General features: G+C 58.2%; 19 protein-coding genes and 1 tRNA gene. 6 read left to right on the forward strand and 14 right to left on the reverse strand.

The genetic code is table 11. From position 1 onward, the window contains the following. Nucleotides 1-27 precede the first annotated feature (27 nt). From ACI77D_RS02335 to gabD, 3 genes are all read right to left on the reverse strand, one after another. Nucleotides 28-1,236 carry an HDOD domain-containing protein gene (locus ACI77D_RS02335; RefSeq protein ID WP_407015972.1) on the reverse strand — a complete coding sequence of 403 codons (1,209 nt, stop codon included), beginning with the start codon at nucleotides 1,234-1,236 and terminating at the stop codon, nucleotides 28-30. 139 nt (nucleotides 1,237-1,375) lie between these two features. Further along, the gene (gabT, locus tag ACI77D_RS02340; protein ID WP_064450141.1) at nucleotides 1,376-2,653 is read right to left on the reverse strand and encodes a 4-aminobutyrate--2-oxoglutarate transaminase; all 1,278 of its coding nucleotides are present in this window, start codon (nucleotides 2,651-2,653) and stop codon (nucleotides 1,376-1,378) included. 197 nt (nucleotides 2,654-2,850) lie between these two features. Beyond that, entirely contained in the window at nucleotides 2,851-4,293 is a 1,443-nt protein-coding gene (gene gabD, locus ACI77D_RS02345; protein ID WP_064450140.1) for an NADP-dependent succinate-semialdehyde dehydrogenase, read from the reverse strand. Nucleotides 4,294-4,664: 371 nt separating this feature from the next. Between gabD and ACI77D_RS02350 the strand changes: the two genes are divergently transcribed. Both ACI77D_RS02350 and ACI77D_RS02355 read left to right on the forward strand, forming a co-directional pair. Next, a tRNA-Arg gene (locus ACI77D_RS02350) sits at nucleotides 4,665-4,741 on the forward strand. Then, on the forward strand, nucleotides 4,714-5,982 hold the full coding sequence (locus tag ACI77D_RS02355; protein WP_407015973.1) for an Abi family protein: 1,269 nt from the start codon (nucleotides 4,714-4,716) through the stop codon (nucleotides 5,980-5,982). The genes ACI77D_RS02350 and ACI77D_RS02355 overlap by 28 nt, the downstream gene beginning before the upstream one ends. Nucleotides 5,983-6,113: 131 nt before the next feature. On the opposite strand, the gene ACI77D_RS02360 is transcribed toward ACI77D_RS02355, so the two are convergent. The 3 genes from ACI77D_RS02360 to ACI77D_RS02370 all read right to left on the reverse strand — a co-directional run bounded on the left by ACI77D_RS02360 (nucleotide 6,114) and on the right by ACI77D_RS02370 (nucleotide 9,063). Next, on the reverse strand, nucleotides 6,114-6,710 hold the full coding sequence (locus ACI77D_RS02360; protein WP_262666726.1) for a hypothetical protein: 597 nt from the start codon (nucleotides 6,708-6,710) through the stop codon (nucleotides 6,114-6,116). Next, the gene (locus tag ACI77D_RS02365; RefSeq protein ID WP_064450138.1) at nucleotides 6,707-7,279 is read right to left on the reverse strand and encodes an RNA polymerase sigma factor; all 573 of its coding nucleotides are present in this window, start codon (nucleotides 7,277-7,279) and stop codon (nucleotides 6,707-6,709) included. The genes ACI77D_RS02360 and ACI77D_RS02365 overlap by 4 nt, the downstream gene beginning before the upstream one ends. Before the next feature lie 155 nt (nucleotides 7,280-7,434). Further along, nucleotides 7,435-9,063 (reverse strand): vWA domain-containing protein, encoded by a 1,629-nt coding sequence (locus ACI77D_RS02370; protein WP_407015974.1) that lies wholly within the window; start codon nucleotides 9,061-9,063, stop codon nucleotides 7,435-7,437. A gap of 557 nt (nucleotides 9,064-9,620) precedes the next feature. Between ACI77D_RS02370 and ACI77D_RS02375 the strand changes: the two genes are divergently transcribed. From ACI77D_RS02375 to ACI77D_RS02385, 3 genes are all read left to right on the forward strand, one after another. Beyond that, the gene (locus ACI77D_RS02375) at nucleotides 9,621-11,525 is read left to right on the forward strand and encodes a M10 family metallopeptidase C-terminal domain-containing protein (RefSeq protein WP_407015975.1); all 1,905 of its coding nucleotides are present in this window, start codon (nucleotides 9,621-9,623) and stop codon (nucleotides 11,523-11,525) included. Nucleotides 11,526-11,707: 182 nt separating this feature from the next. Then, nucleotides 11,708-12,994, forward strand: coding sequence for a M10 family metallopeptidase C-terminal domain-containing protein (locus ACI77D_RS02380; RefSeq protein ID WP_407015976.1), 1,287 nt, complete (start codon nucleotides 11,708-11,710; stop codon nucleotides 12,992-12,994). Between the two features lie 92 nt (nucleotides 12,995-13,086). Continuing rightward, nucleotides 13,087-15,300 (forward strand): M10 family metallopeptidase C-terminal domain-containing protein, encoded by a 2,214-nt coding sequence (locus ACI77D_RS02385; RefSeq protein ID WP_407015977.1) that lies wholly within the window; start codon nucleotides 13,087-13,089, stop codon nucleotides 15,298-15,300. Nucleotides 15,301-15,347: 47 nt separating this feature from the next. On the opposite strand, the gene ACI77D_RS02390 is transcribed toward ACI77D_RS02385, so the two are convergent. The 6 genes from ACI77D_RS02390 to ACI77D_RS02415 all read right to left on the reverse strand — a co-directional run bounded on the left by ACI77D_RS02390 (nucleotide 15,348) and on the right by ACI77D_RS02415 (nucleotide 21,622). Continuing rightward, nucleotides 15,348-15,998: a DUF799 domain-containing protein gene (locus tag ACI77D_RS02390; RefSeq protein ID WP_221293623.1), complete on the reverse strand. Its 651-nt coding sequence runs from the start codon at nucleotides 15,996-15,998 to the stop codon at nucleotides 15,348-15,350. Beyond that, entirely contained in the window at nucleotides 15,995-16,357 is a 363-nt protein-coding gene (locus tag ACI77D_RS02395) for a DUF4810 domain-containing protein (protein ID WP_221293622.1), read from the reverse strand. Before ACI77D_RS02395 ends, ACI77D_RS02390 begins: the two co-directional genes overlap by 4 nt. A 29-nt stretch (nucleotides 16,358-16,386) precedes the next feature. Then, a complete protein-coding gene (locus ACI77D_RS02400) occupies nucleotides 16,387-17,067 on the reverse strand; it encodes a CsgG/HfaB family protein (RefSeq protein WP_064450131.1) in 681 nt (226 codons plus the stop codon). Nucleotides 17,068-17,156: 89 nt separating this feature from the next. Further along, nucleotides 17,157-17,321, reverse strand: a complete 165-nt coding sequence (locus ACI77D_RS02405) for a hypothetical protein (protein WP_156526242.1) — start codon at nucleotides 17,319-17,321, stop codon at nucleotides 17,157-17,159. 1,225 nt (nucleotides 17,322-18,546) lie between these two features. Beyond that, complete coding sequence (locus ACI77D_RS02410; RefSeq protein ID WP_407015978.1) at nucleotides 18,547-18,984, reverse strand: RDD family protein; 438 nt, start codon at nucleotides 18,982-18,984, stop codon at nucleotides 18,547-18,549. A 67-nt stretch (nucleotides 18,985-19,051) separates the two neighbouring features. Next, the gene (locus tag ACI77D_RS02415) at nucleotides 19,052-21,622 is read right to left on the reverse strand and encodes an autotransporter outer membrane beta-barrel domain-containing protein (RefSeq protein ID WP_407015979.1); all 2,571 of its coding nucleotides are present in this window, start codon (nucleotides 21,620-21,622) and stop codon (nucleotides 19,052-19,054) included. A 683-nt stretch (nucleotides 21,623-22,305) separates the two neighbouring features. Here ACI77D_RS02415 and ACI77D_RS02420 point away from each other — a divergent pair. Continuing rightward, nucleotides 22,306-22,560 (forward strand): hypothetical protein, encoded by a 255-nt coding sequence (locus ACI77D_RS02420; protein ID WP_017136667.1) that lies wholly within the window; start codon nucleotides 22,306-22,308, stop codon nucleotides 22,558-22,560. Between the two features lie 153 nt (nucleotides 22,561-22,713). On the opposite strand, the gene ACI77D_RS02425 is transcribed toward ACI77D_RS02420, so the two are convergent. After that, nucleotides 22,714-23,250 carry a hypothetical protein gene (locus ACI77D_RS02425; RefSeq protein ID WP_236375512.1) on the reverse strand — a complete coding sequence of 179 codons (537 nt, stop codon included), beginning with the start codon at nucleotides 23,248-23,250 and terminating at the stop codon, nucleotides 22,714-22,716. 344 nt (nucleotides 23,251-23,594) lie between these two features. Continuing rightward, on the reverse strand, nucleotides 23,595-23,996 hold the full coding sequence (locus ACI77D_RS02430) for a DUF6911 family protein (RefSeq protein WP_407015980.1): 402 nt from the start codon (nucleotides 23,994-23,996) through the stop codon (nucleotides 23,595-23,597). Between the last annotated feature and the right edge of the window lie 107 nt (nucleotides 23,997-24,103).

The following is a 24,103-nucleotide window of genomic DNA, read 5'->3' on the forward strand; positions in this document are numbered from 1 at the left end:
CAAAATGCGGGGGTGAGTGTATTTTTGTCAGGCTTTACGCACCCGCATCAGCTCCGACAATCCCACTTTCAGCAACCGCGCAGTCTTGCCTTTGGCAAGTTCTTCGAGCCCCTCATGCTCGGTCAGGCGCGCCATTTGCGCGGCCAGGTTCACCACCAGCGCCTCCCGCGAATACACCCCGCCTTCGAGTGAATAGGTCGCCGCGATCAACTGACGCAACTCCAACGGCAAGCGCCAACGCGTGCGCAACGCCGACCCATAGGCCGCGCCAAAGGTGAACAGGGATTCGCCAATCACTTCATCATCCAATGCACCACCGCCCAGGCGCCAATCTTCCAGGCAGCGCAACAGCGCCAAGTCCCCCAGCCGATGCAGGATAGCGGCGCTGTAACAGCGCTCGTGGTCCAGATCCAGCATGCGCGCGAGGCGGCGGGCATAGTCGGCAGTGGCCTGGGACAATTGCCAGTGGCGCTCGGCGTAGTCCATTAGCGCCGGATCGCCCAATACCACGTTGTGCTTGAGGGTCAGGCCCAGGATCAGGTTCATGCTCTGCCCGGGCACCAGCTTGTGCAGCGCGCCCGGCAGGTGTTGTACCGGCGAGCCATGATGCCCGGCGCTGTTGGCCGCGGCGATGAGCACGGCGGTGATTTGCGGGTCCAGGCGCACCCGGTCTTCCAGGCGCTGGAGGTCCAGGCCATCCGGCCCGAGGCTCTGTTGCACGGCAGCCTTCACGTCCACCCGCAACGGCGCGCCATCGCAGGCGTCGCGGCGAAGCTCCAGGAACACCGGCAAGGTCATGCCCGGCGCCAGCGGTGGAATTTCGCAATACACGCTTTCGCCTTCATTAAGCAGCAGGTCTTGCAGCCGCTGGGTCAGGCCTTCCATATTCAGGGGTTTGGTCAGGTACGCCGTCGGCGCCAGGGGCAAGGCTTCACGCACGCTGGCACTGTCATTGCGACTGCTCAGCAGAATAAACGGCAGCGCGGGCGAGCGGCGCTTCTGGCGCACGTTGCGCAGCAGGCTCAGGCCATCGATGCCCGGCAGCTCCCAATCCGCCAGGATCAGGTCGTAGGCTTTTTCTTGCAGCAGCGTGGCGGCTTGCTGCCCATCGGCACACACATCCAGCCGTGCGTCGCAGCGCACATTCAACAACACTTGCTTGAGCAGATCCCGCGACCAAGGGTCCGCCTCGGCAATCAACACTCGGGGTACAGCCGGTAAATCAACAGCAGTCATCCAGCACGCTCCATCGGCAATGCCTGCACCTTAGACAATCGCGTTGCCTACGTACAATGAACAAGGCCTGAATGTGCTGCACCCGGCACAAAAAAACCCGCCGAGGCGGGTTTTTTCTGTCGATCAGGTCAGTGTCCGCTTACAGCTCGGAGAAGCACTCTTCGATGATCGCCAAGCCTTTGTCCAACTGCTCGTCCGGCGAGGTCAGCGGGACCAGTACGCGCAACACGTTGCCGTAGGTACCGCAGGACAGCAGGATCAGGCCCTTGTCGCGCGCCTTGGCGACCACGGAGGCAACAGCAGCCGCGTTCGGCTTGTGGCTGTCGCCGTCTACGAACAGCTCCACCGCGATCATCGCGCCGAGGGCACGCACTTCACCGATCACGGGGTACTTGGCTTGAATGGCTTTGAGGCCGGTCACCAAGCGCTCGCCGACAGCCTTGCAGCGGTCCAGCAGGTGCTCTTCTTCGAACACTTCCATCACCGCCAAAGCAGCAGCGCAAGCGATCGGGCTACCGGCATAAGTGCCGCCCAGGCCACCTGGGGCGATGGCGTCCATGTATTCAGCCTTGCCGCACACGCCGGCCAGCGGGAAGCCACCGGCGATGGATTTGGCGAAGGTGGTCAGGTCGGCAGCAACGCCCATCTGTTCCATGGCGAAGAACGTACCGGTACGGCCGGCGCCGGTTTGCACTTCGTCGGCGATCAGCAGGATGCCGTGCTTGTCGCACAGTTCGCGCAGGCGCTTCATGAACGATTTAGGCGCGACGTAGAAACCACCTTCGCCCTGCACCGGCTCGATGATGATGGCCGCGATATCACGCGGCTCGGCATCGTTTTTGAAGATGCGTTCGATGCTGGCGATGGAATCATCGTCGCTCACACCGTGCAGTTCGTTCGGGAACAGCGCACGGAACACGCCGCCTGGCATCAGGCCCATACCGGCCGAGTAAGGCACGACTTTACCGGTCAGGCCCAGGGTCATCATGGTGCGGCCGTGGTAGGCGCCGGTGAAGGCGATCACGCCGGCACGGCCAGTGGCGGCACGGGCGATTTTCACGGCGTTTTCAACGGCTTCGGAACCGGTGGTGACCAGCAGGGTTTTCTTGGCGAAATCGCCAGGCACCTTGGCGTTGACTTTTTCGCACAGTTCCACGTAAGGCTCGTAGGCCAGTACCTGGAAGCAGGTGTGAGTCAGTTTGTTCAACTGCGCGGTCACGGCGGCGATGATTTTCGGGTGCACGTGGCCGGTGTTCAGCACGGCGATACCGCCGGCGAAGTCGATGAACTCGCGACCTTCAACGTCGGTCACGGTGGCGTTCTTTGCCGACTCGGCGAAGATCGGGTGAATCTGGCCAACACCGCGTGGTACAGCGGCTTCGCGGCGTTTCATCAGGGAGGCGTTGGTCTTGCTCATAAAGTCCTCATTCGCCACTCATCGGGTGGCGGGGTCCAAGGAATACGTGGCGGGGAGGCAACTACGGCAGCATGCGATGATCGACTGCCACAGCTTTCCCGGCCACTACGAATAACGTCTTGAAACACGCAAAGGGTCAGCGCTCTCGTGCCCTCTGCGTTTACTGCAATCTCTTGCCGGGCTATCCCTTACAGCGCTTAGATGCCCAGGCAGAGGTATTTGATTTCCAGGTAATCCTCGATCCCGTACTTGGAGCCTTCACGGCCCAGGCCCGAAGCCTTGATACCGCCGAACGGCGCCACTTCGTTGGAGATCAACCCGGTGTTGACGCCGACCATGCCGTATTCCAGGGCTTCAGCCACGCGGAACACACGGCCCAGGTCGCGGGCATAGAAGTAGGAGGCCAGGCCGAACTCGGTGTCGTTGGACATCGCGATCACTTCGGCTTCGTCTTTGAAGCGGAACAGCGGCGCCAGCGGGCCGAAGGTTTCTTCCTTGGCCACAGCCGCGTCTTTCGGCACATTCACCAGAATAGTCGGTTCGAAGAAGTTGCCTTCCATCACCTTGCCACCGGCCAGCAGCTTGGCGCCTTTGCTCAGGGCATCAGCAATGTGCTCCTGAACCTTGGCCACAGCTTTTTCGTCGATCAGCGGGCCGGTGGTGGTGCCTTCTTCCAGACCGTTGCCGATCTTGAGTTTGGCCACGGCCACCTTGAGTTTTTCCGCGAACGCGTCGTACACCGAATCCTGGATGTACAGGCGGTTGGCGCAGACGCACGTCTGGCCGTTGTTGCGGTACTTGGAAATGATCGCGCCTTCGACGGCCTTATCCAGGTCCGCGTCGTCGAACACGATGAACGGCGCGTTACCGCCCAGTTCCAGGGAGACTTTCTTGATGTCCTTGGCGCACTCGGCCATCAGCTGGCGACCGATTTCGGTGGAGCCAGTGAAGGACAATTTACGCACGATCGGGTTGCTGGTCAGCTCGCTGCCGATATCGCCGGCGCTGCCGGAGACCACGCTGAACACCCCTTTTGGAATGCCCGCACGCTGGGCCAGTTCAGCCAGGGCGAACGCCGAAAACGGGGTTTGCGACGCAGGCTTGAGCACCATGGTGCAACCGGCGGCCAGGGCCGGGCCGGCTTTACGGGTGATCATGGCGGCCGGGAAGTTCCACGGCGTGATGGCGGCGGTAACGCCGATCGGCTGCTTGATTACGATCAGGCGCTTGTCCGGCTGATGGCCGGGAATGACATCACCGTAGACGCGCTTGGCTTCTTCGGCGAACCACTCGATGAACGAGGCCGCGTAGACGATTTCGCCTTTGGCTTCGGCCAGCGGCTTACCCTGCTCCAGGGTCATGAGGCGAGCCAGGTCTTCCTGGTTCTCGATGATCAGCTCAAACCAACGACGCAGCTTGTTGGCGCGGTCTTTGGCGGTGAGTGCACGCCAGGCCGGCAGGGCCTTGTCGGCGGCTTCGATGGCGCGGCGAGTTTCGGCGGCGCCCATCTTCGGCACGGTGCCGAGAATTTCGCCCGTGGCAGGGTTGTTAACCTTGATGGTTTGACCGTTGTCCGCATCGACCCAAGCGCCATCGATAAAGGCTTGTTGGCGGAACAACTGGGTATCTTTGAGCTGCATGTCGGCTTTCCTTAACAGCACCGCGCGCACGCGGAGCGAATTAGAGTTGTTGAAAGGCGCCTTGTGGGCTGCCGTCAGGGAAATCAGCCCCAGCGCGCGGGAATAATGAAAAAGCGCACGGGAGACAGAGCGTTTGAAATCTCAAACGAATCCTAGGATCAATGGGGGTACAGGGCAATAGTCTGTTCGAAAAAAAGAACGAAAACGGCGCATTTGCCGAATCTTTCTGATCAGCGTCATTCGGCCAGGTTCCAACGTATTGATCACTGGTCCCCGGCGCAGGGCCTCGGTTGAGCAAATTCCTACCCATAAACGGCCAAAGACCGGCATGGACGCCCAAGGGCGACATGGGTATGATGTCGCCCGCACAAGCATCCGTAGCTCAGCTGGATAGAGTACTGCCCTCCGAAGGCAGGGGTCGTGGGTTCGAATCCCGCCGGGTGCACCAGATACGCAAGAAAAAGCCTCAGGTCGAAAGACCTGGGGCTTTTTTGCATTTTAGATTTGGGATCTTTGGGGTCTTTGTCTCTAAAAGCTTCCAGCCATAGGAAGCTGCGACAAAAGAGGTACATTGCTCGTCGCTTCACAGTACAGAAACCGCTCGATCAAGAACGCTCAGGTTTCCAGGCTGAACCTCAAAAAAATAAAGGCCTGCCACACGGCTGCCAGGGTAGTTTATCGATGACGCGTGGTTATCCAAAACCCTGGCAGAGCTATCAGGAACAATTCGAACTGCTTCGCGCGCGAGGCATGGCCGCTACTGACCAACCTAAAGCGTTGGAGTACCTGGAGCGCATCGGCTACTACCGCCTCAGCGGCTACTGGTTTGCCTTTCGTGAGCGCACTGAACTCTGCTGTCCGCTCATCCAGCATAGATATCAGAAACCCGCTAAAACGAAACCTACGCGAATCCCACTCGATACCTTCAAGCCCGGTACCACCTTCCAGAATGCAATCGACCTGTATGTCTTCGATAAAAAGCTCCGCCTACTGACTCTGGATGCGCTGGAACGCATTGAAATAGCCCTGCGAGTGGATATTTCACACACATTAGGTAGACACGACAAATTCGCCTACCTGAAGCCTGATTTTTTCCACGAGAGCTTCTCTATCCAATTGGAAGCTAAAACTGGGTTAACCAAACATCATGTGTGGGTCGGGAAACACGCTGTATTGATCAACCGCTCAAACGAAGATTTCATCCGTCATAACAAGGAAAAATATGGCCTACCACTGCCGGTCTGGGTGGCGTGTGAGGTGTGGGACTTTGGCACACTGTCGACCCTCTACTCAGGTATGACAGAGAGCGACCAGGACGCAATTTCTGAGGCCTATGGCATCAGCAATGGCAGGACCTTCGCCAGTTGGTTGCGTAGTCTGAATTACCTGAGAAATGTATGCGCTCATCACAGTCGTCTTTGGAATCGCAACATTGTCGACCAGCCAAAACTACCGCCTGTAGAGCAAGCACCTTCATTGTCGGCATTTCACGATGACGTGCATCGGCGGGCCCGGCCATTCATGTTGTTGTGCATCACTCAACATCTGATGCAAGTCATCAATCCATCGTCAAGCTGGGGAAGACGACTTAAGACATTGATGGAAAACGATTTTCCAGACTTACACCATCTTGATTTAAATTTAGAGGGTATGGGGGTCGATCACGATTGGCAGAACCGTAGTTGGTAAATGAAAAAATACAGGCAATAAAAAACCCCTGAGCAGTCTCAGCACCGAAGCGCATCAACCGACAGGGGCCGTGTTGCGAAGAAGTATAAAGGCTTACCATCGCTCGTCAATCGACAAAAGTATTCACTCTCTTACCGCTTCTGCAACGCCTCCAACCGCGCCGGCAAGTCTTCCTCGGGGAAGCGTTCATGCAGCGCCAGCAGCTTCTCATCCGCCGCTCTGGTTGCTCCGGCCAGGCGCAGGTTCACAATCTCCTGCAGCCCCTCCTCCAATGAAGGCAACGCCACCGGCGCGCGTTTGCTCAGTTTCACTGCCGGCGCATCGGCCATCGAGCCGGCGACCTCAGCCTGAACCGGCGGTGCGGCGGCCATGCGGGCCATAGGCGCGGGCGCGGGGGCCGAAAACGCTTGCGGCGCCGGGCGTGCTGCTTCTGGGTGGGGCGCGGAGAACGTCGTTGTGGCCACCTCCTGTTGTGGCACGGGCGAGCGCATCACCACGCCGATCATCAGTGCCACACCGGCGACGGTCGCAAATGCCATTTGCCAGCGCGGGCGTTGGCAGGCGTGCAGCCAGCGTTGCCACAGGCTCGGTTGCGGTGCCGGGGCTTCGCGGCGGGCGGCGTTGAGGATGAAGGCGTCGAGGGACGCAGGCGGTTCGCCGGCGGTGTGTTGACGAAAGTGCTGGAGCAACACGTCGTCGCAATCCTGGGGGTGTCGGGAGTCAGTCATGCGGGTATCTCCTCGGCCAGCAGGCGGCGCAGTTTCTGCTGGGCGTAACGCAGGCGGCTTTTTACGGTTTCCAGCGGGGCGCCGGTGAGCGCGGCGATTTGCGGCACTTCGAGGTCGCCGTGCAGGCGCAGCAGGAAGACTTCGCGCTGGTCTTCGGGCAGGTCTTGCAACGCGGCGTCGAGGCGCGCCTGATCGCGGCTCAGGCTCAGTTGCTGCTCAGGGCCGGCGCTGTCGTCGGCCTGGGCGTGCAGTTGCTCATCGTAGCTGTCGTGCAACGGGTTGTGCACGCCGTGCTTGCGCCAGTGATCAATCAGGCGGTTGCGGGCAATCTGGAACAGCCATGTACGAAAGCTCGCCCGGCCTTGTGGCTGGGTGCTGCTGCGGATCAGGCTGAGCCAGGTTTCCTGGTACACCTCTTCAGCCAGTTCGGCCTTGTTGCTCAGTGATACAAGGAACCTGTACAAACCTTGGCGGTGCCGCGCGTACAAGACCTCGAACGCAGCAGCGTCACCGGTTCGGTAACGGGCCAGCAGCGATTCGTCGCTGGGTGAATCGTCTGAAACGACCATGTTAAGTGGCGAACTCCTTTTGAGACGTTAAAACCTTTCAATGGTGGCCGTCGGGCTTGCCCGCGATAGCGGTGGTTCAGGCAACCTCTGCGGTGCTGACTTACCGCTATCGCAGGCAAGCCAGCTCCCACACTGGCGCTTCATCGGGCCCAAGATCAGTGTTTGAGACTCTGCGCCAACTCCACCAGTTGCACGAACTCGTTGCGCAGCCCGAACGGGTCATCGCCTCGCGCCGAGCGGGCCAGTGCGGCGGTGTCCTGCAAACGCATACTGCCAGTGTAGCGGCCATCACCCTTGAGCTGTTGGGCGAAGGCGGCCACGGCGGCGGCGAAGCGCAAATCGTCGCTGGCCTGGGTGGTTTGGTTGCGGATGGGCCGCTCAATCAACTGGCTGGCACCGCCTGCCGCAGGCTTGTAGCGCACGCGCAACAGCGCCAACTCAGCGGACGTGTTTTCAACCGCAGGGGCCGTGGCGTAACGCAATGGCTCCAACCAACCCTGCTCGCCCTTCGGCACAATTTCGTACAACGCAGTCACCGTATGCCCTGCGCCGATCTCACCAGCGTCGACCTTGTCGTTGTTAAAATCCTCACGCTTCAAGGCACGGTTTTCGTAGCCCAGCAGCCGGTACTCACTGATTTGGGACGGGTTGAATTCCACCTGTAGTTTCACATCCCGCGCCACCACCGCCAGGGTCGAGCCGAGTTGGTCCACCAGCACCTTGCGTGCTTCGCGCAGGTTGTCGATGTAGGCATAGTTGCCATCGCCTGCGTCAGCCAATTGCTCCATCAGGTGCTCGTTGTAGTTATCCACACCAAAGCCCAGGGTGGTCAGGGAGACACCACTTTTGCGCTGGTCGACGGCCATTTGCTTAAGGCTGTCGAAGTCGCTGATGCCCACATTGAAGTCACCGTCGGTGGCCAGCAGGATGCGGTTGATGCCCTTGTCGATAAACCCTGCGCGCGCCATCTGGTAGGCCAGTTCGATGCCGGATGCGCCCGCCGTGGAACCACCCGCCGAGAGTTGGTCGATGGCGTTGCGGATCGTGGTTTTTTCGCGTCCGGAGGTCGGTTTGAGGACCACACGAGATTCACCGGCATAGACCACCAGCGACACTCGGTCCTGATCACGCAGCTGATCCACCAGCAGCTTCAGCGTGCTTTTCACCAGTGGCAAGCCTTCGCGGCGGTCCATGGAGCCGGAGACATCCACCAGAAACACCAGGTTGGCCGGCGCCAGATCCGCCACCGCGCGATCAGACGCCTTGATGCCGACGCGCAACAATCGGGTGTGCGGGTTCCACGGCGTCGCGGCGACTTCGGTGGTTACGCCAAAGGGCGAGCCGTCGGTGGGCAGTGCATAGTTGTAGGGGAAGTAGTTGACCATTTCCTCCAGACGCACAGCGCCGTCAGGCGGCAGGCTACCTTGGTTGAGGAAGCGCCTCACGTTAGCGTAACTGCCGGTGTCGACGTCTGCACTGAACGTCGACACCGGGGTTTGTGCCACGCTGTAGACCGGATTATCGGGCAGGTTCTGGTATTGCTCTCGAGGCGCGTCCCGGTACGCCAACGCCACCGAGTCATGCATGACCCTTTGCGCGGCCATCAACACAGGGGCCGCCGCCCGCTTGGCCAAGGCCCCCTCAGGGCTAGGCGCTGCGGGCGTTTCTGCGACAGGCTTGGCAGCCTCTCGAGACGATGACAGCCCGCAGCCGACGAGCGCCGCCAGCACGGTAACGACAATGCTGCAGCCGATGGGACGCAGTAATAAAGGAGCCTGTGACATGGCGCTGAACCTCAACAGTGAATAGTCCGTTCATAGGTTCAGACGCAAAGCACCCTGGGTTCGGGTTAAGGCTCGAGGTTTCTTCGCCAAGCACTCTCCCCCAGTGCACGCTGAGCCCGTTGTCAGATCACAGCACAGAGAGCTGTCATTTATTCAGCAAGGCTAAGTCCAAAAAAACATCCAGCCTGTAGGAAACTTCGAGAATAGAAGCACTTAAATAAGATGCTCTACTGGCTGACCGCTAAATGCGTTAGCAAAAACGTTCACACTGTAAAAATTTCTGTATTACCAAAGAAGACATATTAAACATAATTGAAATGTACGCTTTCACACCCACGAGCAACGCTTTCAAAATCAGCGCCACACACACAGAGTTTAAAAAATAATAAACACAACCCCCATTACAAAGCATGACGCACTGAACAGCCAACACACTCAAGAAACATATACCCCATTGGCAATTCATTTATAGAGTGCGAAGGTATTTACAGCAAACGGACATGCACTTTCCATATAAAAAAAGGAATCCATCTCACAACAAAAAATGGATTATTCTCATGCGAATCGACTTCAGGCCACCTCTACTGCAACACCCGAATTACGCTGAAAACTTCTTGGGGCCGATCCTTCGACCCTTTACTCAACAGATTTTCAACCACCCGATCTTCCGTCCACTCGTGCAGCCCTTCCTTCGGCATCCTTTCGTAAGGCCATTTATTCAACCCGTCATACGACGCCCGTTGGATCCAACTCCTACAACCAACCCCACGACACCCGACACACCGACCACGCGCAATTGGGACGGCAAAGACCCAACGCTGAGACCCGACGACCCGTATGCGGCCAGCCTGAATAAACGCTCTTTCGATGCGCGCCAGGCCAGTGACAACCTCACACGGAAAAACGCCAAGTGGGTTGACCGAAATGGTGACGGCAAAACCTCTGTTTCCTACTCGTTCAATACGGGTTTCGGACAGTTCGATGAGCGCCAGAAAGCCCAGGCGCGGCGTGCCATGCAGTCGTGGAGCGATGTGTCCAATCTTGTCTTCGAGGAAAACGGGCCTCGAACAGAGGGGAGAATGTCATTTGGTATATCAAATAGCGTGCCCACCGCTGTCGGCTATTACCCAAGCAACCATCCCGATGGAGGCTCGACCCTTTACAACCCCAGGCGGGTAAACCCCAACGACTTGATTCACGAAACAGGTCACGCCCTGGGGCTGTCACATGGCGGCAACTACAATGGCAGCATGACCGCAAGCCAATGGAATCACGCCCAGGATTCGAAAGCCCATACCGTCATGAGCTATTTCGGCGCGGAAAAAAGTGGCAAAAACCACGGCAGGACCTCGCCTGCGGCTCCGATGATGGATGACATTTCCGCGATCCAGAAACTGTATGGCGCCAATCGTCAAATCCGTCAGGACAACACCACCTACGGCTTCAATTCCAACAGCCAGCGGGACTACTACACCCTGAACTCCAACCGGGACGCTGCGGTGTTCTGCATCTGGGACGGCGGTGGCATCGACACCCTGGACGTCTCTGGCTACGCGGCAAACCAGACCATCAATCTCAAGGCCGGCTCGTTCTCGGATGTCGGCGGGCTCAAGGGCAACGTTTCCATCGCCCGGGGCGTCACCCTGGAAAATGCCATCGGCGGGTCAGGCAACGACGCTCTGATCGGTAACGACGCCGACAATCGGCTCACCGGCGGCGCAGGCGGTGACCGGCTGCGGGGTGGTGGCGGCGCAGACACCTTCGTTTACAACAGGGCCAGCGATTCCACGCCGGATAACCCGGACGTCCTCATGGATTTCATCAGTGGCACCGACAGAATCGATGTGTCCGCGGCAATGAAACACGCCAATGTCGCCAGCCTGGCATTTGTCAGCGAAATGACCGGCAAAGCGGGTGAGACCGTACTCACCTATAACGAGCAAAGTGGCAGCGCCAGCGTGGCTATCGATATGACAGGCAACGGCAAACCCGACCTGCTGATCCGAGCCCACGGGCAAGTCAAACCGGTGGACATCATCGCGCCCACAAGTACCGTAACGCTGGATAAGCAGCCGGAGACACCGAGCAATCGTTCCACAGTGACTCCCCCCACGCACCACCGTTCAAGTACACACACATACGAAAAAGCCAGCGACTCGACCTATCACAATGCTGATCTGATCAACGATTTTGTCAGTGGCAAAGACAAGATCAATCTCACCGGTTTGATAAAGAACATCGGCACACCCCTTCAACTTGTCGAGCACTACACAGGGCGAATTGGCGACACCCTGGTCAGGTTTAACGCGCACAGCGGTCGATACTTCGTGGGCGTGGACGTGACGGGTAATCGTCGAACAGACTTTCTAGTCAAAAGCACTCAAATAATAAAACCTGAAGACATCATCGGTTTAACTACACGCACCACAGTTCGGGCCAACGCATTTTCACGCGCCTGGTAAACCAGCCCCCTTTAAATACATTAACCCCTGAACCACTCCACTCACCCATGAGCCTTAAAGCTCACGCTTCACTTTGCCTATTAAAAGGACTCAAGTAGATGTTGCCAGTTAGTCAACCGTCTTACCCGGTACGCGCAGTTGTACACGCCACTCAACCACCCGATGTCATAAAGGCCCCCGCCTTGGCGTCCTACTCCACCGATCAAGCCGCCCGGCAACTGCTGCGTACCAGTAATGAAAGAGGGTTTAAATGGCAAGACCGCAACCGCGACGGTGTCGTTGATATTGCCTATGCGTTTTTCACTCCCGACAATCCGCGCGCGGTCAGCAATGTGCCCAGGGACGCCAGTGAATTAGGTGAGCAACAAAAGAAACTGGCGCGGATGTCCATGCAAGCCTGGGCCGACGTTGCCCGTATCAAGTTCTCGCAGAACAGTGCCAGTACCGAGGGCCGGCTTACCCTGGGTCTTTACGACGGTGACGGAGAATCCTATGCGTCCCTGCCCTTTCCCAGGAACTTCAAGAAAGGCGGTGAGGCATGGCTGGACAAGGAGCATGCGCAACCCAAGACTGATCGTCATGACCGACAGGTCATGACCCATGAAATTGGTCATTCGCTGGGCCTGGATCATCCAGGGGACTACACCCAACACCCCGCGGCGCGCCATTATCTTGAGGACACTCAAGCCTATAGCCTGATGAGTTACAACCCCGAGATCCGGAGCGGTCAAAACTTCTCGAAAAACGGCGAGTGGACTCACTACCCGGCTGCGCCGATGTTGCATGATATTGCGGCGGTGCAGGCGCTCTACGGCCCCAACTACAAGACCCGTAGCGATAATACCGTTTACGGCTTCAACTCCAATACCGATCGCGACTATTACAGCCTCACGTCGTCACGGGACGCGCCGGTCTTTTGCATATGGGATGGCGGCGGCAACGATACGCTGGACTGTTCCGGCTTCCACCAGAAGCAGACCCTCAACTTGAACGCCGAAGCGCTCTCGGATGTGGGCGGAATGACAGGCAATGTCTCCATCGCCAAAGGCGTGACCATCGAAAACGCCATTGGCGGAGCCCATGACGACACGTTGATCGGCAACAACGCGAACAACCGGCTAAAGGGCGGTGGCGGCGCAGACACTCTGAAAGGCGGCGGTGGCGCGGACGTTTTTGTCTACGACAAGGCGAGCGACTCAACCGTGGCCAAGGCCGACCTGATCCTCGATTTTGTCAGTGGCAGAGACAAGATCGACCTCACGGGCTTGAGCAAAGAAACCCGCACTCAGCTGCAACGGGTAAACGCCTACACAGGGCGCGCGGGAGACACCTTGGTGAGGTTCAACCCGTATAGCCAGCGGTACTTTGTGGCCATTGATCTGACCGGAAATAGCCAAACCGACTTTCTGGTGAAGAGTACCCAGTTGATCAGGCCTCACGATATCACCGGCCTTATTACCCCCCGATAACCTTTCAGGTAAAGGCGCTGCTTGAGCGTTCACGTCTGAAGCAGCGCCGGACTTCGTAGATAGCGTCAGCGACTGACAGAAGGTAAAAATCCATGGTCAGAATCAACCCGCCCCTTATCACGTCTGCTTTTTCGAATGCGCAGGCCGCCGAGCCGAACAGCCAACCGGCGAGCACTCTTTCAACCCCGGGCAATAAAAAGAAATCCTACAACACAGACCAGGCCGCAGCACAAATCACCCGAATGGGCTTTCGCTGGAAAGACCTCAATAATGACGGTGTCACGCGCATTTCCTTCCAGTTCTTTACAGCTTCGAAAGCACCGTTCAATACGCCCAAGGGGGCCAATAAATTTACCGCCGCGCAAAAAGACGACGCCATCCGTGCAATGCAGTACTGGTCGGATGTCGCCAATATCACGTTTACGCAAAACGCGCCCTACGCCGAAGGGAAGATGTTATTAGGCAACGACTCCCAGCTCAGCGTTGCCGGACAAGGCTCCTACCCCGGCATCTACAGCGACGGCACGCAGGTCTGGATCGCTTCCGATGGCAAGGAAAGGCCCCCCAGCCAGGACCATTTCGGGCAATGGCTCATGAACCATGAAATCGGGCATACCCTGGGCCTGCTGCATCCCGGTAATTACAATGGCGCCGGTGCCAGTTACGCCACCCATGCCAAGTATGCCGAAGACACCCGCGCCTACAGCATCATGAGCTACTGGTGGGAAGGCAATCTCGGCCATGACTTCGCCAAGCACCAGCGCACCTACTACCCCAGCACCCCAATGATGGACGACATCACGGCCGTGCAAAAACTGTATGGCGCCAATTACAAAACCCGCAACACCGACACAACCTACGGCTTCAACGCCAACGCCGGGCGCGAAGCGTTCAGCCTCCGGTCCTCAAATGATGCCCCCGTATTCTGCATATGGGACGGCGGCGGCAATGACACCCTGGACTTTTCCGGCTTCCACCAAAACCAGCGCATCAACCTCAACGCCCAGCACTTCTCTGATGTCGGTGGCATGCAAGGCAACGTCTCCATCGCCAATGGCGTGACCATCGAAAATGCCATCGGCGGCTCGGGAGATGACCGGTTGACGGGTAACGCTGCGAACAATCGCCTGAAAGGTGGCGCAGGGGCAGACCGCCTGACCGGCGGCGCCGGAGCCGATACGTTTGTCTACGACAAAGCCAGTGATTCCACCCTGAGTCACTCCGACCTGCTTGCCGACTTCAGCAGCGGGCAAGACAAGATCGATGTATCCGGGGCATTGCGCGAGGCACGTGTCGATAGCCTGCGCTTCGTGGCACGCTTTAGCGGCCGGGCGGGCGAAGCGGTGTTGGGCTACAACCCCAGCACCCGGGAAAGTAGCCTGTCCATCGACTTGAACGGCAACGGCAACGCCGACCTGTTCATCAGGAGCAGCGGTGCAATCAAAGCCAGCGATGTGATCGTCAATGGCTCAACGGCGCACCGCACGGTGCCACAAGCACCGCCAGCCACCTCAACATTGCCCACTCTCCCTGGGCCCACAGGCAAAAAAAACGCCCCGCAGCGCGCACCCTTTTCCCTGCAGAACTGGTCCAGTGAGTCGCTCAAGAACTCCCCCATGTATACCTCTGCCAAAGCGGTGGGCAGTATTCGCGAGGTGACCGTGGTGCGCGACTCATGGGGCTACGACCGGGTTCATTACAACACCTTGGGCACCGGCTCACTGATCGACACAGGCGCCAGCGTATTGACCAACAAACATGTGCACGACGCACTCGCCAAAGGCAGCAAGCTCGAACTGTGGTTGGGTTACACCGAAGATGAGAGCGGCCGCATGCGCGTTGAACGCAAGGTGCCGCTGGACAGCCGCGCTATCAGCAGCGACGCACACTTGGATTACGCCGAGTTGCGGGTCGACCTGCCCCAGGCGCAGATCAACACGCTGGCCAAGCAATTCCCGCCACTCAAACTGGCCGATAACCCGCAGGCCCAAGCCGGACAAAAAATCTTTATGCCCAACCACGGCCAACAAGGGCTCGGTATTTCTTTCCTGAACGCCGAAGGCAAGCCCACCACGCTTTTGGGGCGGAGCACCGACAGCGGCGCCCAAAGCGCCTTCTATCATGACGCCTACAAAATACCGGGCACGTCCGGTTCTCCGCTGATTTCAGCCAACACCGGAGAAATCATTGCGCTGCACTACGGTTCGATCATCGGCCAGGTGGGCAATAGCCACGCCTCAAGAGGTGCCGCGACACGCGCAGAGCTGATCCAGCAGCACCGCAAAGAGCCGCAGAAACAGGCATAAAAAAACCCGGCCATCCGTAATGGCCGGGTTTTTCTCACACCGGTGACTCAGTCGGTACCGTACTTGGGATTACGCGGACCATACAGAAGCCCCGTACGCTGCCCGGCCGACAGCAAACGCACACTGGCGATACCGGCAATCGGGTGCGCGGCATCGGTAGAGCTGTTGATCACCTGCTTGACCGCCGCCGAGATCAGCATGCCCACCAGGCCGCCGCCGTTGTTGTTGCCTTCCTCGCTGGAAGCACGTGCCGAACCGGTCCACAAGGTGGTGCCGGTGCGCAGGTCTACCAGCTTGGCCGAGGCCGTCACGGAAGTGTCGCTGGAGATCAGCATGTACTTGGTGCCGTACTCGCTGACGGTGATGTACAACGCCGCATCCGCACCAAAAATGTCATGCAGCTTGGCCGGTGCCACGCCCTGGATATCGTTGGCGGTGGTCAGGCCGTTCTGGCGGAAGGTTTCGTCCACCAGGGCAATCGGCAACACGTAGTAGCCCGCTTCGGCCAACGGATAGGTAACTTGCGAAACCAGGCTGTAGGACGCCTGCACTTCCGGCGATTCATTGATCGGCGGCAGTACCAGGATCGACTTCGGCCGGGCCTGTTTATACGCCGTGTAATCAATGGTCTTGGGCGCCGCGCAGCCGCCGAGCAAAGCCAGGGCCAGCAAGGCGCCGGTAAGTTTTAACAGGCTCATTTGCTAGCGACTCCGGTTTTAGCGTTTTTCAGCAGAAAGTCCATGTACGAAGCCGACTCGGGGAACAGTGCCTTCTCGGTGCGAAACTCCTGCACCATCTGGTCATCCTTGCCCATGCTCAGGTACAGCATGCCCAGGTGCGCGTGGTAACCCGGCGGCGCCTTGCGGCCACTGGCGTTGATCTTTTGCAGATCGCGCTCCAATGCTTCCACCTGTGCTTCCTTGGGCTCGCCCTTGAAGTACTCGTAAACCTCTGCCTGGTAGCTTTCCCATTGATACAGGGGTTGGGGCGCCGTCTGGCACCCGGCGACCGTTGCGATTGCTGTCAGCATCAGCGCCAACTTAACTGCCTTGCTCATCCTTGTACTGCTCCTTGAGGTGCTGCTGATCAGTTGCGCGGGTTCCAGGCGCCGGCATTGATGCCGTCGACGAGGCGGTTGATTGCTTCGCGCATGGCCAGGTCCAGGACCTTGCCATTGAGGGTGGAGTCGTAGCTGGCGGTGCCGCCGAAGCCGACGATTTCACGGTTGGACAGGGCGTACTCACCGGCACCCTGGGTGGAATACACCACTTCGGACGTGCTGATGTTGACGATATTCAGCGCGACCTTGGCGTAAGCCACCTGGGTTTTGCCACGGCCAAGAATGCCGAACAGCTGGCGGTCGCCGGTCTCTTTGCGGCCGAACTCGGTCACGTCGCCGGTCACCACATAGTCAGCGCCCTTCAGCTTCTGGATGGTGCCTTTGATCGCGGCTTCCTGGGAGATTTCGCCCATGTTGTCGCGGTCCAGCACGCTGAAGCGGTTGGTCTGCTGCAAGTGGGTAATCAGGATGGTCTTGGCCTGGCCACCGAGGCGGTCAACGCCGTCGGAGAAGATGCCGCGCATGTAGCTGGAACGGTTATCGAACTTGCCCACGGCAATCGGTACACGTACGCCGGAATAGGCCACGCTGGCGCTGGCGACTTGTTCCACCGGCATCGCGCGATTGCTCTCCGTGGCGCAACCGGCCACGGTCAGCAGCGCTGCGGCGGCAACGCCGGACAGCAGGATTTTGGACAGTGTTTTCACAGGGTGCTCCTAGGGTGAGAGGTCCGTGGTTGCAGCAGATGAACCAGCGGGAGGGACTGTTATGTACGTTGACTACGATATGGCGGCGATCAGAATTTTCTGAAAAAACGCGCGATCTTGCCCAGCGCCTCACCATCAAACGTGTCGGGCCAGCAGGTAGGTGTTTTGGCAAGGATGACCGGCGCAGAGCGGTCCGGCTGGAAAGTGCAGCCCGCCATCAGGCAGGTGACGGGGAGAAAAGCAGAAATGCGCATTGCTTGATTCGTCCTTGAAAAATGCCATGTTGCTAATGCCGCGACATTTTACGGGGTTGCCCTGTGTACTCAAGCGGTTTTGCTGCCAAGAGGACATTCACCGCCCAACGGCAACGCCCGCCTCAACGACAGCTCAAGCCAGGTGCACCGACATTTTGCGGTGGCCAACGGGTCGAACAACATGCAGCGCCCCCCGCGGCCGAGCCCAGTGAAGTGCGGCCCATCTGACAGACGCAGATCCAAAGGTGGGAGCGGGCTTGCTCGCGAAGGCGGTGTATCAGTCACTGGCAATATCGACTGGTCTACCGCTATCGCGGGCAAGCCCGCTCCCACAGGGGTTTGGCGGCGCTAGCTGTTCCCATGGTATTGGCTTGGGTAGCGGCAGAGTGCAGCCAATCTAATAGACACAGATACAAAGGTGGGGCGGGCTTGCCCGCGATAGCGGTGTGTCAGTCACTGTAGGTATCGACTGATCTACCGCTTTCGCGAGCAAGCCCGCTCCCACAGGGGTTTGCCGGCGCTAGCTGTTCTTGTGGTACTGGCTTATGTAGCGGGCAGAGCGCGGCCAATCTGATAGACGCAGATCTAAAGGTGGGAGCGGGCTTGCTCGCGAAGGCGGTGTGTCAGTCACTGGCAATATCGACTGATTTACCGCTATCGCGGGCAAGCCCGCTCCCACAGGGGTTTGGCGGCGCTAGCTGTTCTTGTGGTACTGGCTTATGTAGCGGGCAAAGTGCGGCCGATCTGATAGACGCAGATCCAAAGGTGGGAGCGGGCTTGCTCGCGAAGGCGGTGTGTCAGTCGCTGGAAAAATCGACTGGTCTACCGCTTTCGCGGGCAAGCCCGCTCCCACAGGGGTTTGGCGGCACTAGCTGTTCCAATGGTATTGGCTTGGGTAGCGGCAGAGTGCAGCCAATCTAATAGACACAGATACAAAAGTGGGAGCGGGCTTGCTCGCGAAGGCGGTGTGTCAGTCACTTGAGGTATCGACTGGTCTTCCGCTTTCGCGAGCAAGCCCGCTCCCACAGGGGTTTGGCGGCGCTAGCTGTTCTTGTGGTATTGGCTTATGTAGCGGGCAGAACGCGGCCAATCTGACAGACGCAGATCCAAAGGTGGGAGCGGGCTTGCCCGCGATAGCGGTGTGTCAGTTACTGGCAATATCGACTGATCTACCGCTATCGCGAGCAAGCCCGCTCCCACAGGGGTTTGGCGATAACGCGTGTGCTCAGGCGTTGATCACGATTGTCTTGGCCAACATGTCGCCCAAACGACGACGCAGCCCAAACAGCACCAAAAAGCCATCCAGTGGGCTGAACAACATTTTGCACGCGTTGCGCAGGAACGACTGGAACGGCGTGCAGTTCGTCGCGTAGGGGTATCCCACCACCGACATGCTGAACAGCCGTTTGCCAAGACTTTGACCTTTGGGCAAAGCATCGCAAAACAAAAAATAGCCGAAGGCCAACAGCGTTAACACGGCGTCGATAACCTGAAAAAACATCTGCCCGAACGTAGAATAGAAACGCATGGCCAGCGACGCCATTAGATATTTAAGCAGCAAAATGAAAAAAACCACGGCCATGTCGACCATGAAACCCAAGAGTCGCTTGCTGCGGCTGGCCAAGTTGAACGTGCCGGTAGCCGTTAGAGAATCACTCATCATATTTTTTGATCCGTGACGGGATAAAGGGACATGAAGCGCCCGGCCCATTGGCCAGGCGCTCAGTTTTTTAAAACGCGTAACGCGCTTTTAGCATCACCCCATCGGCATCAAACCCGCTGCGCGCCTGACGCGTGTAGCTGGCGCCCACGGTGAAATCCGAGACCTGGTAATTCACCCCGACACTGGCTTCATAGCTGTCACGCGCCACCGAAGCGCCAGTGGTGGTGAACGCCGCACCGCCTGCCACGAAGCTTGAAGTTTGCGCTACGCGATCACCCATCAGGTCGTGGTACGCCATCAAGGTCGCTTCCGGTTGCAGGCTACCCGCGCCCATTGGCACGTTGCCGGCCAGGCGAAGACCGGCGCCCAACTCGCCCACTTCATAACGCTGCGAACGGGTGCTCAGTGCAGCCGCCGAACCTTTCTCGTCGAAGCCATCCATGCGCACGTTGGCATAACGCGCCGCCACGCGCGGCTCGATCACCACGGCCTGCGACGGCTTGAAGCTGTAGCCGCCGATCACGCTGGCGGCCAACACATTGCTGTCGTAACTGCCCTTGGCCGTGGTGCCTGCCACATGGCGCTTGCTGTCGTTGTCGTTGTGGCCGTAGCTGAGGCTGCCGTCGACAAACCAGTTTTGCAGCGCCCAGTTGCCATACAGCGACAGCGCGTGGCCCTCGACGTCGGTCTTGTTACCGAGGTCGGAGTGGATGTTGGAATTGAGGTAGCTGTAGGCCACGCCCAAGGTGGTGGTGTCGTTCAAGCGACCGTCCACACCCACCGCCATGCCGCTGCTGTTGGCCGAGTAACCGTTATCGCCGCCGCGCCCGTCCTGGTCCATGTTGCTGCTCAGGCCCTGCACCCACACGCCGCCGGTTTGACGGCTTTCGCGCTGGTCGGTAAGGCGGTTGAAGATCGCGCCGTTGACCACGCTTTGCCCCGACAACGCCACATCCAAAGCGCCACGGTTGGCATCCGGCTTGAGCTGTTCGCCAACCTGCGCCAACGCTTGCACCGAGGGCGCATTGGCCACCGACTGGAAGACCGCGTCCTGGGTGTCCAACTGGCCGAGCACGCGGTTTTTAAGGGTGTTGACCGCCGCCACGGTCGGCTCGGCAGTGCCCACACTGGCGAGCATGGTTTGCACTTGCTGATCGCTCTTCACGCCCACCACGGCCTTGACCGTCTGCGCATCAGCCGAGTAGCTGAGCACATTGAGCAACGACGACGCGCTGGCTACCGTCAGGCCGTTATTCTGCAAGCTACCGGCCTGCAACAGCGTGTATTGCGTGGCGGCAGGCGTGCTGGTGAAGTCACCGGGTTTGGCGCTGACGGTGATGTTCGAGCCCGGGGCAAAGGTGGCAGCGCCGTTGACCGTCAGGTAAGGCGTGGTCGGCACCACGTTGCTGCCCAGGCGCATATCCACGCCCGCACCGCTGCCCACATACAACTCGCGGCTCACCACCGTGCCGGGCGCCGACAGGTTCAGGGAACCGGCGTTAACCGACACCGGCGCGTTGATACGGCGGCCGGTGAAATCCGCTTGCCCGCCGATGTTCACCGAGCGGACATCCAGCACGTCACCCTGGATGCGGCCACCGGTCCAGATCAGCGAGGCCATGTTGCCGCCGTCAATCGCAATGCCGGAATGGCTGCGAATTTCCCCGGCTTGCTGGTTGATCTCGAAGGGCGAGGTCTGCTCGGCAGGGTTTACCAGGATCGCCGTGCTGTCGGCACTGATCACACCCCGGTTGATGATGCCCCGCGCACCGACCGGCGAGCCGGTGGTGAACGTCGCCCCGCGCAGGTTGATAGCCGTCGCGCTGCTGCCCTTGGCTTCGATGGTGCCGGTGTTTTGCAGGTAATCGACAGTGCCTTCGTATATCGCCACCGCCCGTGACTGATTACCGGTAACCGAGAGCAGGCCTGTGTTCTCAATGCGCAGGTCATTGGTCTTGGTCTCAATCACCATGCCCAGCGCTTCTTCACCCGTGACGCGAATAATCCCGGCGTTGATAATCTTGCCGCCGACCGTCACCGGGATATTGTTGTGGGTATCCAGAATCAACCCATACCCGTAGTACGAGGTGATATCCACCAGGCCCGAGTTGATCACATCACCGGCAACCGTAGTGCCATTGAGGTAGATGCCTTCCGCGTCGCTTTCCGGGCCGGAGCCCGGTACGTCGACAGCGATGATCGTGCCGGTGTTAACCACATTGCCGCCGACCATGGCCGCGCCCACTTCAAAACCTTCGGCCCAGATCTGGTTGTACATGTTGATGGTGCCGGCCTGAACGATACCGCCAGTGATGGTGCCGCCACGGTTCCTGAGGTCTGAATCCAGCGCGCCATCCACCACAAACCCGCGCACATTGCGGCCGCTGCCATCCAGGTTGAAATTGGCATAGTTGATCAACGCGCCCTGGATGTTGGTATCGGCCACGCTGGCGCCGTCGGTCTTGCGCTCAGTGGCGACGATATTGCGTGTCCCTACCAGCGTGACGGTCTCGTTGAAGTTCTGGTACGACCATGCGTTCTGGCCGGTACTCACATCAAATTCCACGGCACTGGCCTGTGCGGCGCCTGCGCTGACCATCAGGGCCAGCAGGGTTTTCTGGAACGGCTTACGCTTCATTTCAAACTCCATGAACTACAGTAAAAGCCGCCAATAAGCCCGGCGGCCGTAGGTGTGCTGAGCGAAGGATCAGATGATCCGAATGCACTCCCTCAAGGCGCTTTGCTGAACCACAGGCGCGAGCAATCGCACCGCAGCCGGTGGTGGCAGAAAAGGGATTGGGGGGGCGAGGTTCACATTAGTCCTTAATGTATTTTGAAAACGCTGCAGTCCATGCAGCCCGACCGGTTGCGGGTGGGCGGGGTAAAGACCCGGGCCTGAGGGAAATGGTTCCTTTTGCGGTAGGACGCTTCCCCAAATTACTGGGGATTTGCGTGATATCCGTGAGCAGACGGCGGAATGCGTTAGCGTCGGTGGGGGTTGGGGATGGGAAGCAGGGGTTTGAGTCAGGGCGTTGATGCCTTGCGTGGGTTTGGGTGCGGGGCTTATAGTCCGGCCCGTCGCCCATATGGCGATCAGGTTTGGCGACCTGACAACAGAGTGCAAAAGCAACCCGCTTCCATGCAGGTGTTTTTGCACCCGCAAAGCTGTGCATGTTATGGCGGCTGTGCGCGGGAGACCTTCGGGTCTGCCGGTTACTCTGTTCCGGTTCGCCAACCTGCGTACAGCTGCCACCCATTCGTTTGGCGACGAATGCGTGGTGGCTTAATCCACCAACAGAGTACTGAAAAATGAACCAATACATGCCCCTAACGGGCCACGACTGCACCGTCCCCGCTCTGCTTATCGACACCAGTGCGCCCCTCGACGTGCTCCACGACGCCGCCGCGTACCGGATTCGCGCCGTCACCCAACTGCTGGAAAACCTGGCCTTCCGCGAACAACTCAGCAGTGATGCTGTGGTGCTTCAAGACTTCGCGCAACTACTGGCTATACCGCTGCGCGATGGGTGTGATTTGCTGGATGTCATTATTCGCAGGCTTAACAGCGTCAACTGACCGCGACAGGGCGGCTGACGAGTTGCCCTGTTAACGGTGGGGCAGTGATTAGGTGCGGGCCACGCCTGGGCAGTAAAAGTGGCCTGTCGCCTATGCAGCCTTGGCGCTGCACGAAAAGCATGAACAGCTGCCGGCCCAGCCCGCCAGTTACCTTTATTTTCTCCCGCAACTGTTCGACGGAACGTGTGCGATAGCACCCGGCGTCTCCAGACCAGAGAGCAGTCGAATCACGCCACCGCACTGCCAGTCTTGCCTCTGTAGGTACGCCTCATAATCTTTACCCGCCTCAGGAACAAATACACGGGCATCGGGCACACAAGACGCCTCAGCGGCAACCATCTTCATCACAACCACCGACGGCACCCCCGCAGGGATCACAAACTCGGCATAAGACTCGCCATAGCTCAGGTGCTCGCTCCTCCAGGAAGCGGGCATTCCGACACTTCGCTTGGTGTGTTGCCCCAAGGTGGAATTGACCTTATCCGCAACGGTGTAACCGTAGGCAAAAAGAGGTTCTTTACTCGACGCGCAGTCTTGCCCGGGGTTGATGGCGACAGGCAAACCGTTATTCCCAAAAAGACGGATGCGTGCGGTGGTGGCCTGGTCGTAGGGGATAGGCTTCTCATAGCGTGCAGAGCCGCAGCCACTCAGCAATAGAGCTGAAAAAAGGGTCAACAAAAGTATTTTCAAGACGACTCCTAGGCTTACATATCAAGCGGTTATAGGCGAAAAGGGGACAGATTTATTTAAGCAACAAAGGGCTCGGAAAATTAAATAAATCCTTCCCCTTTCTCTACTGATTGTTTCCCCGCTGTATAATATGCAACGGGATATCCGGCAGTAAAACCCTAGGACGGCGAGCCATATAAACCCCTAACTGAAAAAGAGCTTACAGCTTAGCCGCCCATCAACAGGCCAACAAATACACTAATTACAAAAAACAAATAACATTTTTAAGGAGCAACTCAGCTGAACTCTAAAAAATGAAAAACCGTGGCCTGCCCCCTATTTCCTCCCTATTTTTCCTTTTTACTTTAAGCATTCAACACTGTAAAGCTTACATCACCGGACCTCAAAAATTCTTGAAAACAAGAAATAACGATATCTATATTTCTTGTGACAAAACTCGCCGGATAGTAATCGCCCAGAACATCAACCAATTTTGCTCCAGCCGACGTATTATTAAGAGTATGCACAACATGCTCACCATCATCAAGGTACTGGTTGAGCATCAGAATATAATTTCCAGAATCAGCATAAAGATTGATTTCGTAAGGTCCGGCTTCAGGTGCCGGGGACATAGACAACGAAGCGACGCCGTCGACTTTACTATATTTACATATAATGGACCTTACATCTTCCATGGTCGGCTGATCAATGAGAGGGATTTGCGATCTGCCATGCTCAGGACTAAGGGTATACCCTCCGATGATCATCTATTTTTTCTCCTTAATGCAGAAAATAGGGGTCAGACCACTATTCTTCTCTATTCTTCTATTCTTTTAACTCATACTTTTTTGGGCGTCATGACATGCCCTGCGAA

Origin of the sequence: Pseudomonas sp. O39 (assembly GCF_045447295.1) — a bacterium.
Lineage (GTDB): Bacteria > Pseudomonadota > Gammaproteobacteria > Pseudomonadales > Pseudomonadaceae > Aquipseudomonas > Aquipseudomonas antarctica_A.